Origin of the sequence: Erysipelothrix sp. HDW6C (assembly GCF_011299615.1) — a bacterium.
In the GTDB taxonomy this organism is placed as follows: domain Bacteria; phylum Bacillota_I; class Bacilli_A; order Erysipelotrichales; family Erysipelotrichaceae; genus Erysipelothrix.
On the sequence record NZ_CP049861.1, the window covers coordinates 406,502 to 418,905 of the forward strand.

Below are 12,404 nucleotides of genomic sequence, written 5' to 3' on the forward strand. Positions count from 1 at the left end.
AATCACATTATAATAGAGAAAAAGGGGGATGTGCATGAAAACACATACAAAGTTGGAGCTTCAAACGTTTCGAGCAACTGTGACTTCAGAAGTAAGGGAGGGGACATTCAGCATTGTACCGCTAGATACGAAAAGTGCGGGATACAACGATATGATGATTGTTCACACACAAAAGACAGAGTTTCAGTTTGAGAATAAAACACCAGCAACAGTTGAATCAATTCGCGAAGGCATTGAAATTGAAGTAACAACAAACGGCATTATGACAATGTCATTGCCACCGCAAATCAATCCGTTGGCCATTAAGATACTGCAGCCAAAGTTTAAGTTTGAGGCAAATGTGCTTGAAGTAACAGAAGTAATTCGTGTGGCACCAACTGAAACTGGAGAAATGCCAGTGGGTCCAGAAGTTATCGTGCGAATCTCTGAAACATCAATTATTAATGGTGATGGAAAACTTGTAACAATTAAAGATATTAAGAACAACGATGAACTCATCATTGAATACAATGGCATGATGACACGCTCATTTCCGCCGCAAATTAATGCAACAAAGATATCAATTAAGTAATGGCATATGTTCAACATATGCTTTTTGAATGTAAAAACCCCCAGATAGTCTGGGGGTAACGTATAGCTTTAGCGATGTATTCATTAATTAACCTCCATTTGGTATTATTGAGGTATAGGCTGTGAACTATTCACAATTGTTCAAAGGCGATTCCAATGAAGGATACACACAGTTTATCACATACATCTTGGAGCTGTAAATATCACGTAGTATTTGCTCCAAAATACAGAAGATAGGTATATTATGGAACGCGTCGACTAGAAATAGGCGCGATATTAAGAGAACTATGTAGATGGAAAAGCATCAATATAATAGAAGCAGAAGTCTGCGTAGATCATGTGCATATGATTTTAGAAATCCCACCCAAAATGAGTGTCTCTGGTGTCATGGTTTTTTTGAAAGGAAAAAGTAGTGTAATGATTTATGACAAATGGGGAAATATGAGATACAAATATAGAAGTCGACAATTTTGGTGTCGAGGATATTATTTGGATACCACAGGAAAGAGAAAAATAAAGAAATACAATGCAAATTAGTTGAAAGAAGATAAAGTCGTGTCGCAATTGACGCTGGAAGACATTGACCCGTTTACAGGTAGTAAGTACTCGATGTGAAAGGTAGTCTACATTTGCGCTGTAAAGCACCACGGGCATAACATGGCTATGCCCGCATAAGTAAAACTACCAGCAAAACGGGTGGATATTTAATATCACACTGGAAAACCGCACGCCATGTATGTGAGAATATAGACTTATAGAGTTGTAACGAAAAGCTCTTCAAATTAATGATATTTGTGATATGTGAATCACTTAAAATCATGTCATGAGAATGAATACTATGATGTTGCTGTCGTCCATAATCAAATTAAGGGCATAGAAAATCATAATTTTAATAAAACTCATCATTCAATATAAGGGCCGTATGATATAATCAGCATGTAATAATAAATCTCGCAAGCCATACAATCTGGTCAAGCTCGAATCAGAGTACTTGCTTGCGATGAGTTCTACCAATATGAAATGTGAATTCGAATAGCATGGATTGTTGCATAGGCTCAACTTGTTTATGAATTGCCTACACACGAAATTCGTCTCAGGTCGTTGGTAACACTGGGACTCCATCATAAGCTGACAACCAAAGCAGTCTTGTGAACGGAGAGTAGTGTGGCGAGCGAGGATTAGATAAGAATTCTACTTAAGTAGTCAAGAGAGAGTAGGCTGGCCAGTCTGCTCTTTTTTTTATGGAGTTCTGAATTTAATTATAAACAAACAAAATATATAATATCAACAAAACACACGTTTATTACATAAAACACACAGTCTGTTACATTCTCCGCTCTTTTGTATGGTTTCTTTGTACAATGGGTTATGTAATAGAGGAGGACCTATTTTATGAAGAAAACATTCATGATAATGCTTTCCATCCTACTTATTGGTAGTGTATCGCTACCGATACTAGCAATCGAAAATTCAGAAGTAACGCCAGAAATAACAGATGTTCAAGAATCTGAAATTGATGATGCGGAGATCGCTGAAGATTTAGATGATGAAATTAAAGTAGAAGTAGAAGAGACGACAGAAGAAACAATAATTGAGGAAGATATCGAGGAAGAAGTGCTCGAAGAGACTGCTCAACTTGAAGTCGCGATTGAAACAACAGGGGAAGAAAAGAGCACAAAGTTAGTGCAACCCGTTGCGGACACGGGAGAAATAACAAATGCAATTCAATTAAAAGCGGCGATTGAGAATGCAACTGCGGATCGCGTAATTGTATTGACTGCTGATTTTGATCAAACAACACTGAATAACCTCATAATCAACAAGACAAATGCTCATAGTATCGTAGTTGATGGTGGCGGGTTAACGTATGCCCCGACAGCAAATAAGCAATTCTTTATTCAAAGTAATACTGCAGGAACACTTGAGTTCCGTAACTTTATCTTTGATGGTCAAGGAACTGGGGTAAGTGGAATAAATATTAATGGAGATGTTCAAGGTTTGACACTTGAAAACCTAACATTTAAAAATAATACGTCAACATCAGTGTATGTACAGGCAACCGGTGATGTCACAATTAATAACAACTATTATACAAATAACTCAGGGGCTTTTGGTGGGGGAATTGAAGTTTCCAAAGGAACGATTCTAATCTCAAACAGTTCGTTCATAAGTAACCGAAATGATGCCGGTGGTTATGATGGAGGTGCGATTGCAGGAAAAGATTTCCTCGGTAACTTAACAATTACAAACAGCAAGTTTATCGACAATCATGCTACAGGAGCTGGTGCAGTTGCTGGGGGACGTGGTGGTGCGATTGCAATGGTCTACGCACCATCAACATCAGAACTCAATAACTCACAAACCTTAATTAAAGATTCCTATTTTGAAGGGAACACAGCAACCCTTAATCGCCCGACAGTTATGGGTGATGGTGGTGCTATTGCGGTCATTAACTTGAAGAAAAACGCAACATTTACAGTAGAAGGTTCGACGTTTGCGTACAATGAAGCGGGTGACGATGGTGGAGCAATCTTGTTCCAAGGTCGTGAATCCGGCGGAATCTTTACTGTTAAGAATTCAACATTCTTCAAAAATGCAGCCCATGGTAATGGCGGAGATGCAGGTTTGAGTGGTGGTGCAATTCAGTTGTTTGCTAACTCATCCATGACTGCAAATTTTATCTCTAATACATTCGTTGAGAACACAGCATATGCATATGTTGAGAATCAAGGACAACGTGGTGGAGCTGTTGCTGGAAGTGGTAGTTTCCTTACAGGACGTGGACAATATGCGAATAACTTATTTGTAAATAATCATGTTTACAGCAGTCCTGGTGTCGAAGATACCGAATCAAAATACCGAAACATTGTCTCAGCAACCAACAAGCTTGGGAATGTCGGATTTGATAATGGAACAACGATTCAATATACAACAAATATGGAAGCGTTCGGTACAGATACACCGCAACTTGCGGCGAACGGAAGTGTAATTACTGCGGGATCATCAGGTGATGCAATTGTGGTTCCAACGCTCATGATTGCTCCTGATACAGGATTAAATGAAACAGGGGCAATCAGTCCCGATAGTGCAGGACAGATTGGCGACTTAGCATACGATCAACGTGGTAAACTAAATGGTACAGATGCAGGTTCAGTAGAAATTGCGGTTCATAACTATAATGCAAACGGTGGAACATTCGCATTGGATGCAATGGGTGCGTATACAGGTGATATATACTACTTAGGAACAGAACCTACAAATTATTATAATATTAGTGAAAATGGGGGTTCGGGAACAGTACTTACAGGATCATCCCTTAATGCAACACGGGCGGGGTATACATTCCTCGGATGGGCTACAACTGCAGATGCAACCGTTGCGGATATCACAGAAGGTGATTCAATCCCATTCAATGTTGAGAATACGATTCTTTATGCCGTATGGAAACAGGATGTTGAATATACTGTCACATATGATGGAAACCAATCAACCAGTGGTAGTGTACCAACAGGTACAACCCAATTAGAAGATACCGACTATACAGTGCTCGCAAACAGTGGAAATCTCGCAAGAGACGGATATACCTTCACGGGTTGGAATACTGCTGCAAACGGTACTGGAACACCCTACAAGGCCGACGACGTCTTCAGTCTTACTGGAAATGTAACACTCTATGCACAATGGGAAGAAATTCCAGTGGTCGTCACACAGTATACTGTAACTTATAATGGTAACGGAGCAGTTACAGGAACGCTACCTGTATCTTCTTCAATCGATGCAGGTACAGACTATAGTGTACTTGGTAACGTTGGGTATTTGAGTCGCCCTGGCTTCACCTTTGCAGGGTGGAATACAGCGGCTGATGGAAAAGGAACACCTTACCAAGCGGATGATATCGTGACGCAACATACAAACACCGTTCTTTACGCTCAATGGAAGCAAATTCCTGACATTCAATCTGTGTCGGTTATGTATTTAGGGAATGGTGCAGATGCAGGTAGTGTTCCAAATGGTATTACTGTTCCTGCAGGAACACAATATACTATTATTGGGAATACTGGGAAATTAAGTAAAACGGGTTATACGTTCTCTGGTTGGAACACGAAGGCAGATGGTACTGGAACAGCATATGCTGGTGCTGAGATCATCCAAGTAACTGCGGATATTACGCTTTACGCACAGTGGACCGCACAAGGTCCGAAACTCCCTTCAACTGGAATCGCAAGCCAAGGATTAGAAATTATAGGATTTACAACAGCCGCTCTTGGTATGTTATTTATCATTATAAAAAAACACAATGAAGTTAAATAATTAGTGTAAGGCCTGGCTGTCATATCGACGGGTAGGCCTTTCTTTTGACTAAACTAGGATTAGAGGACGTGTTGATGGTATAGTATTGTTAAAGTAGGTGAACAATATGAATCAGATAGAAAAGGGAACTATAACTGAATACAATCAAGAAATTTCAATGCCATATATCGATGGAGAACCACTAAACATTCACCTCAGTAAGCAAACCTCGGACAAGTCTTTAGCTCAACTTTGGTCAGCCTGGGAAGGGTTGAACAATGTAAATGAACAAGCATATATTAAGCAGTTGTTATGCTATCAAATTGATGGAATTGTTCCCATCTTGATATGCCCCGATGATATGGATTTAAGCTGCATAACTATTGTTGCAGACGTTAAATCAACCAACAATACAGTATATTGGAAACGTGTGGGAGTCCTAAAGGCGAAGAACTGGTCAAATCAAAAATGGGTAAGTTCAGGAATACGCAATACGACACGCTGGAGCAATGAACAATTCCAATCATTAGACTATTTGCGTCTACTTGATAAGGAAAATCCAGAGTGGGATCAGTGGATTTGCGCAAATTGGCCGTATGAAGAGTCAATGCGATTGTGGAATTATCACTTTGTGTATATGAATAATCAGGAAAATATTGAGTGGTACGATGTCCCATCGTTTGAATTTAACAGATTATCATACCGACAATGTGTAGAACAGATTCTTGTTTCAAATATTTGAAAGTTAATAATCATGCAATATGACATTGATTCAATGTTAATGATTTGGCAATTTAGACGATTGTTAAATGAGTGGAATTGCACACAATGCGCGAAATTTGTTAAGATATAACGACAAGACATCGTTTTATGGATGTTGAATGGAATAGTAATGCAGACTCGGGGATGTCAAAACAAAGGAGATAATTATGAATTACTATATTGTTGATGATAAACAAATCCCGGTGAAGTTTACGGATGATGGAAAAATAGTTGATGCCAAGACATCTCAAGAATATGTCGATACAAAAAAAGCTGAGGAAATCATTGATGTAAAATCAAGTGGTAAGAAACTCCATGGTGGGGCTGTGTCGATTCTATCTATTCTAATGATACTGTTGATTATCGCACTCAATGGATCAAAAGTCGATAAGGTTTACAGTTCCGGAGGAAAAGGAACAATTGCTGCTATCACGAATAGTTTTAATGATGCTTCATATAAAATGACAGAATCAATCTTAGCACCTGTTATCATTGTTTTAATGCTGATTGTAACAATATTGGTTCTGCGATATTTTGTTGATCCTCATGTTAGAGAAGTCGAAATTATCGATAAGGAAATGACACATCGTGTATTTGTTCGAGAACGTGTGTATAACAATCACCTTGCTCAAATAAATTTAAGAAAAGCACATTAATAGATAAGCATTCTTAGAGATGGTGCAGAAAATCTGCATCTTTTTTTTGTAAATTCACGCAAACATTAAATGCATATGATATTTGTGTGGAGAATCGCTAATTTCAAGAAAAGAAATACAGTCTGTCTTATAATTAAGGAAAGGGGGCGACATTGACAGCGTGACCCAAGGGAACTTGGATCAAATAGAAATATCAATCAAATACGAGGAGGACTTATTATGTGTACAAACATTACACTGAAGAATAATAATGGCGATTACTTGTTAGCACGAACGATGGATTTCTCATTTGAACTTGAACCGGAGATGCTAATTATTCCGCGAAACTATCCAATGAAATTTGCATTGAAAGATTCACCACTCGAGAACCATTATGCTTTTGCAGGATTGGGTAAGAATATTGGTTCTTATACAATTGCAGATGGCGTTAATGAATTCGGATTATCGGGAGCGGCGTTATACTTCGCAGGCTATGCTCATTATGATGATATTGTTGAAGATGTAAATGCGTTGGCTCCACACGAATATATCATGTGGATGTTGGCAACATGCAAGACGATTGATGATGTAAAAGACGCTATCGCAGAACATGCAGTATCGGGAGTTGAACTTGAATTTTTGGGAACAACACCGCCACTTCATTGGTCATTTCAAGATATCAGTGGAAATGCAATTATTGTAGAACCAACAATTCGTGGAATTGAGATACATGAAAATAAAATTGGTGTTCTTACCAATAGCCCTGATTATGCATGGCATCTTACAAATGTTAGAAATTATATTGGCTTGGATCCAGTTCAAGTTGAGTCGCGGACGCTGTTTGGTCAAGAGTTCGAACCGTTTGGTCAAGGAAGTGGAACGTTTGGTGTACCAGGAGACCTCACACCGCCTTCACGATTCATTAAGACACTTTATACCAAGCTCAGTGCCAAAAAGACTGATACCGAGCGAGATATGGTTATAGCTGCTTCACACATACTTAATGGCGTTGATATTCCAAAAGGGAGTGTCATTACGAAGCGTAACACAATAGACTATACACAGTATATGTCCTTTATGGTCGCAACGACACAGACATATTATTATAAGTTATATGATGATTTCACAACACATGTCGTAAAACTACAGGATTACGATCTGGATGCACGTGAAATTATTAAAGTTATTTAATTTATGAATAAAACAGAAAAAGGGGAATTTATATGGGAAGATTTTTTAGTATAAACTGGGTTGTTATTTTGGTTACATGCCTGATTATTGGCGGGGGATATTATCTTCAAAAGTCAAGCAACTTCATTTCTAAAACATTAAAGGTAGAACCCAAGAGTTTTTACATCATTATGGGGATGTTGGGAATTATTCTATCACTCGTAAACTATATTGCGGTTGTTGTATTTGGGTCATGGCAAACATTAATCTTTACAGCAATTGGTGCAGTAGTGGTAGTATACGGCGTATTATTTTACTTGAAACGTCGCTCTAACAATACAAAGAAAGACTAAAGGAGGAGAATAAAATATGAGACGCTCGTACTTTGAAGGAACGGTTTGGTCCTATGTAAAGCTTCAATTGGTAAATATCTTGATTGCAGCAATCACGTTTGGTTTTGGTACACCATGGGTCTTGGTGCGAACCTATAAATGGGAATCAGAAAATGCAGTCATTGGAGGCAAGCGATTCCGATTTACGGGGACCGCAATGGACTTGTTTGGCCATTGGCTTCTTTGGTGGCTCTTAACAGTGGTAACGCTTGGTATTTATGCAATTGTAGTCAGAGTGAGAATTATCGAATGGCGCGTTGAAAATACAGTATTAATCGAAGGAGAGGACACATATGAAGAATAACAGCACAGTATGGACTAAGATTGTATCAGCACTAAGTGGAATCGTATATGTAGTATTTGGGATACTAATGATTAATAATCCAATCACGACATTGGCCTCACTTTCATTACTTATGGGGTGGGTCGTAACGATATCCGGTATTCTATCATTAGTAAATGCGTTCCGATTTAGAAATCATCCCGATGCAAACGTAAGCTTTGTCGACGGACTATTGTTGCTTCTTTTAGGTCTCATGTTTCTCTTTGGTGACTTCATTCGCAACACACTAGTACTATCCTATCTCTTAGTGTTCTGGATCATCTTGGATTCAATGCTCCAACTGCAATTTGTCCTTAGTATTAAAGGAGGCGGATGGGCGAAGATTCTAACAATCATTCTGGATGTTATTATTATCGTTTATGGTATTAATCTCTTATTCAATCCTGGAAGGGCAGAAGGATTCCTCGTATTCTCGCTGGGATTTGCATTTATAGTTACGGGAATCAGTAAAGTAACAAAAGTAATGTAACGAGACGTTATCAGAGTCTTCAAGCCGCTAATAATTTAGCGGCTTTTCATTTGCAGAAAACACGTGACATGTTGTATAAATTACTTCGTTTTTACAATGCATAAATTAATATGAACTTCACACTTTAAAATAAGTGGCGAGTTCAAGAGCTCGATTATCGGTGCGAATAACAAAATGTATATTTAGAATCCATTCAGTTGCTGCCACCAGTCAATGTCTTTGTGCATCACAACCGGGCGTTGTATTATGTGTACATCTTCAAACAGAAGATGAAGATAACAAGCTGTTTGCAACGCTTAGTAGATGTGAAGACGTGCGCACGTTGACATATCACATGCAAAGACGGGGATGTAACATTATGAAGAAATATATGAAGATATTTGTGGCTTTGGTCACAGTTTTAAGTGTCGCTTCAATCGGAACGACAATCTACGCTGATAGCACTGCGCCTAGAGGTCAGAGTCTAGGACTATCAGAAAAGGAAAGACAAATTCGTAAAGGTTATTCGTCAATCCTAGAGAAAAGTAATCTCAATAACAATCACAGTATCCAAGCAAACGGAACAAGCATAACACTTGGTGAAAGTAAAAGTATAAAACTCTTAGATCAAGTTCTGCAATTACGTGACATGGATACAAACGTCCGAAACTCAATGAACAAATACTGGAATCCAATCAATGAACACGCTTTAAATAAAATTGCTGAAAGACAAGCCGCAGAAGAGGAAGTTGTCACTCAAGAAGTTAGTGTTCAAGAAACAACAATACAACCAGTATCAACTGGTACACCTGCTCCAACAGCAGTTGCGCCAGCATACCAACAATACATAGAGCACAATGGTGCCTACTATCCTTTTAGCCAACTTGCAGTGGATACAGGTGTCGCTCAAAATTTCATTGACAACAATCCAGAGGCTTTTGGAATGTGGAATGGGGTTACGTACGCTACAACAATGGATGTACTCTTTGCGCATAACTACGCAGCAGGTGTCCTTGTGTATAATACGGCTGTAGGGGATACAGTGACTTTACATTATGCTAGTGGTGAAACCGTTAGCTATCAGGTACAGTCTAAAACTGTCGCATCCGTCAATGACTACTATGACTCGAATTCGAGCTTATGGCAGAACGTTGGAACAAATTTCAATCTTATGATAAAAACTTGCTATGATGTCAATGTCACTGACTTGGTCATAACGTTGGTGAGAATTTAATCCTCTTCTATAATATGAGGATTGGGCCCTGCGGGGTCTTTTTTGTATGTTCATGACAAATTTCAGCCCATTAAGCCATAGAAGGACTAAATAACTTATAATTTGATATAGTAAGTTGATATTAAATGGGAGACTGAAAATGAAAATTAGAAACATATTTATCGGTGTTTTGATGACACTTGCGTTGGTGGGGTGTTCAAGTGGTGAATCCATGATTAAACCTGAAACAATTGAAGTACCATATGAAATCGAAGCAGGAATCACAATTGTACCATTTGGGAACAAAGCCGAATACGGAACACTTGAAGTAACAATGAACGGATACAAAGTTACCAATCGTATTACAGGAATGGGAAAAGAATACTTCACACCAGCAGACGGTAGCACATTTATTGCAACCTACTTTACAGTAACAAATAATGGTGAGGAGAGCGCAAAACTCGTCGACACGATGAATGGCGCATGGGTCCATGATGTACTACTCTTTGTTGAAGACGATATCGAAGCAGGTGGCTACGAGATGGTTGATGAATTTGGTTTGAAGGGTGCAGCACACTCCGATTCAATTGAACCTGGAGAAACAAAAGATGTTGCAATATTCTTCCACGTCGATCAAGCTGATGCAGAAATCGAGGGAAACTACCTCTTATCATTTGAGAAAGAGAATCGTATTGATGATACACAATACTACGAATTATTCGTCGAATTTAAGTAATAACAATTGCAAGGAGAATGAATCACGATTCGCTCTCCTTTTTTTATGAAATGCAAAATGTATTTTAAGCAAAAATCCTAATCGTGTTAAGAAACGATGTGGAAATCATGATGAAAACAGAGAAAAAATGGAATTATATTCTGTTGGTGACATCAAGTAGAAAGTTTGCGACAAATCGTAAAAGAGGGAGTAATATTATCCTATACTTTACAAGCGATGATTTTTAGAATCTCGCACTCATTGCCAACAGTACAAGGAATTCTGTAGCAATGGGCGTTCTGTGAGTGTCTGAGTATCTGATCGATTTCGAGATTGATTGGATAAACAGCATGATACAAAACAAACACTTTATGCAATGCAACAAGTGAGCAATGAACAAATGATGCTTCAAATTCGAGATTGAATGATACACAAACTACAACTTGGAAGTAGAATGTGATTGGACTGATAAAACCAAGCTTGACGTCTAAAATGATCAGTTGGTATCGAGGATAATGCATCAAACGTGCAGAGTTTAGGAGTTATTTTGCAAAAGGGAAAGAGACAGGTCGGCCAACCTGTCTTTTTTTGTAGAATATCAAAAAGAATCGATGTGTTATATTAAGAATCAGTTAAGGAAAAGCGCGGTTAAGTATAGTATTAATGCTAAAAAATTTGGTTAATGACATCGAAGGTACATTACGGAACAAATCGAGGCACAGTACGGTGATGTGTTATATCATATCTATGCGAAGAAATTCTAATTCTCGCACATTATTGGTATATAACTCAGTGGCTCAGTATCGAGAGCTGAGTTGCTTGAAATATGTACCACTATAAACCAAATCTCGAACGCTACAATGGAAACGTGGCGGGAATGAATTGAGTATTGGAACTGAAACAACAAAATCCACAATGTCACAACTTGGAAGTGACAAAGTGATTCGGAGAACATGATCCAAGCTGTTCCCTGGAATTGAATGCGTTGCAACGGAAACAACATTCAAAACAAACTCAATACAACTCTGGTGTAGCACTAGAGAGAAAGAAAGACAGGTCGGCCAACTTGTCTTTTTTTTTGCGTAGTTTTCTAGACTATATAAAGGGCGAGAATTAGATTAAGAAAAATACATAATAGTCATTTATATTAACAATATTGTAAAGATTATGTGCGTAATGTGTCGTTTGTTACGAAAATACGTCGTTTGAGCACACTTAAATATTTGATCATTTCTATATATGTAATAATTTAATGGCACAAAAGGAGGAGAGGAATATGCGAAAAATATTCTCTTTAGTACTTCTCGTGCTGTTAATAGTTGGCTGTTCTACTCAAACAGACAACAGAGCAGATATGAAGGATTATGAGAATCTTTCAAAGAAACATCACTACATTGACAGTGACTATGTAGAGTCAACCTTAAAATTGAAAAATCTCGAGCAGGGTTACTATACATTTGGATTCACAGACTCAATGTCATCACAACTTCTAATTGAAGCGTTTGAAGAAGTTATGAGTGATAAGGATATCACGTCCTACTACTACGATTTAAAATCAGATGATTTCTCGACTTTGGTTCATCGGCGTTTGGATGAGTTTTTTGTGCATTTATCACCCAATCAATTAAGCGGTGATCGCTGGCCAGCGATTATTGTGGTGAATGAGAATGGTGATGTGAAGGTGTTTAATAGTATAAACACTGAAGATGTCGAAAGAATTAAAGAAGATATCGTAACGGCGTTATTTGAATGATTTAATATCATATAAACTAAACTATAAAAACTAAAAAATAACTTATTGGAATCTATGGAAAATACTGAAAACTGCGGACTTTATTGAAACTGGGCAAATTACTGATGATTACT

The 12,404-nt window shown here is 38.1% G+C and carries 11 protein-coding genes and 1 pseudogene; all 12 read left to right on the plus strand.

The annotated features are described in order from the left end of the window. The first annotated feature begins 34 nt into the window (after positions 1–34). The 12 genes and pseudogenes from G7062_RS01995 to G7062_RS02050 all read left to right on the plus strand — a co-directional run bounded on the left by G7062_RS01995 (position 35) and on the right by G7062_RS02050 (position 12,291). Positions 35–571 (plus strand): hypothetical protein, encoded by a 537-nt coding sequence (locus G7062_RS01995; RefSeq protein ID WP_166064247.1) that lies wholly within the window; start codon positions 35–37, stop codon positions 569–571. 155 nt (positions 572–726) lie between these two features. After that, positions 727–1,185, plus strand: a pseudogene (gene tnpA / locus G7062_RS02000) (IS200/IS605 family transposase). Between the two features lie 777 nt (positions 1,186–1,962). Next, positions 1,963–4,881, plus strand: coding sequence for an InlB B-repeat-containing protein (locus G7062_RS02005; protein WP_166064248.1), 2,919 nt, complete (start codon positions 1,963–1,965; stop codon positions 4,879–4,881). A 106-nt stretch (positions 4,882–4,987) separates the two neighbouring features. Beyond that, entirely contained in the window at positions 4,988–5,602 is a 615-nt protein-coding gene (locus G7062_RS02010) for a hypothetical protein (protein ID WP_166064249.1), read from the plus strand. A gap of 187 nt (positions 5,603–5,789) precedes the next feature. Next, positions 5,790–6,278 (plus strand): hypothetical protein, encoded by a 489-nt coding sequence (locus G7062_RS02015; RefSeq protein WP_166064250.1) that lies wholly within the window; start codon positions 5,790–5,792, stop codon positions 6,276–6,278. A gap of 219 nt (positions 6,279–6,497) precedes the next feature. Then, positions 6,498–7,448: a choloylglycine hydrolase family protein gene (locus G7062_RS02020; RefSeq protein WP_166064251.1), complete on the plus strand. Its 951-nt coding sequence runs from the start codon at positions 6,498–6,500 to the stop codon at positions 7,446–7,448. Between the two features lie 32 nt (positions 7,449–7,480). Then, on the plus strand, positions 7,481–7,780 hold the full coding sequence (locus tag G7062_RS02025) for an MFS transporter (protein WP_166064253.1): 300 nt from the start codon (positions 7,481–7,483) through the stop codon (positions 7,778–7,780). A 16-nt stretch (positions 7,781–7,796) separates the two neighbouring features. After that, entirely contained in the window at positions 7,797–8,123 is a 327-nt protein-coding gene (locus G7062_RS02030) for a DUF898 family protein (RefSeq protein ID WP_166064254.1), read from the plus strand. Continuing rightward, positions 8,113–8,631, plus strand: a complete 519-nt coding sequence (locus G7062_RS02035) for an HdeD family acid-resistance protein (protein ID WP_166064255.1) — start codon at positions 8,113–8,115, stop codon at positions 8,629–8,631. The genes G7062_RS02030 and G7062_RS02035 overlap by 11 nt, the downstream gene beginning before the upstream one ends. Before the next feature lie 358 nt (positions 8,632–8,989). Then, positions 8,990–9,844 (plus strand): hypothetical protein, encoded by an 855-nt coding sequence (locus G7062_RS02040; protein ID WP_166064256.1) that lies wholly within the window; start codon positions 8,990–8,992, stop codon positions 9,842–9,844. A 139-nt stretch (positions 9,845–9,983) separates the two neighbouring features. Continuing rightward, the gene (locus tag G7062_RS02045; RefSeq protein WP_166064257.1) at positions 9,984–10,559 is read left to right on the plus strand and encodes a DUF4352 domain-containing protein; all 576 of its coding nucleotides are present in this window, start codon (positions 9,984–9,986) and stop codon (positions 10,557–10,559) included. A gap of 1,255 nt (positions 10,560–11,814) precedes the next feature. Continuing rightward, positions 11,815–12,291 (plus strand): hypothetical protein, encoded by a 477-nt coding sequence (locus G7062_RS02050; protein WP_166064258.1) that lies wholly within the window; start codon positions 11,815–11,817, stop codon positions 12,289–12,291. The last annotated feature ends 113 nt before the right edge of the window (positions 12,292–12,404 follow it).

What these genes read in the sequence shown, in the direction of transcription:
- G7062_RS02040 (WP_166064256.1), top strand. Translation starts at nt 8,990, where the DNA reads ATGAAGAAATATATGAAGATATTTGTGGCTTTGGTCACAGTTTTAAGT.
- G7062_RS02045 (WP_166064257.1), top strand. Translation starts at nt 9,984, where the DNA reads ATGAAAATTAGAAACATATTTATCGGTGTTTTGATGACACTTGCGTTG.
- G7062_RS02050 (WP_166064258.1), top strand. Translation starts at nt 11,815, where the DNA reads ATGCGAAAAATATTCTCTTTAGTACTTCTCGTGCTGTTAATAGTTGGC.
- G7062_RS02020 (WP_166064251.1), top strand. Translation starts at nt 6,498, where the DNA reads ATGTGTACAAACATTACACTGAAGAATAATAATGGCGATTACTTGTTA.
- G7062_RS02005 (WP_166064248.1), top strand. Translation starts at nt 1,963, where the DNA reads ATGAAGAAAACATTCATGATAATGCTTTCCATCCTACTTATTGGTAGT.
- G7062_RS02015 (WP_166064250.1), top strand. Translation starts at nt 5,790, where the DNA reads ATGAATTACTATATTGTTGATGATAAACAAATCCCGGTGAAGTTTACG.
- G7062_RS02035 (WP_166064255.1), top strand. Translation starts at nt 8,113, where the DNA reads ATGAAGAATAACAGCACAGTATGGACTAAGATTGTATCAGCACTAAGT.
- G7062_RS02030 (WP_166064254.1), top strand. Translation starts at nt 7,797, where the DNA reads ATGAGACGCTCGTACTTTGAAGGAACGGTTTGGTCCTATGTAAAGCTT.
- G7062_RS02010 (WP_166064249.1), top strand. Translation starts at nt 4,988, where the DNA reads ATGAATCAGATAGAAAAGGGAACTATAACTGAATACAATCAAGAAATT.
- G7062_RS01995 (WP_166064247.1), top strand. Translation starts at nt 35, where the DNA reads ATGAAAACACATACAAAGTTGGAGCTTCAAACGTTTCGAGCAACTGTG.
- G7062_RS02025 (WP_166064253.1), top strand. Translation starts at nt 7,481, where the DNA reads ATGGGAAGATTTTTTAGTATAAACTGGGTTGTTATTTTGGTTACATGC.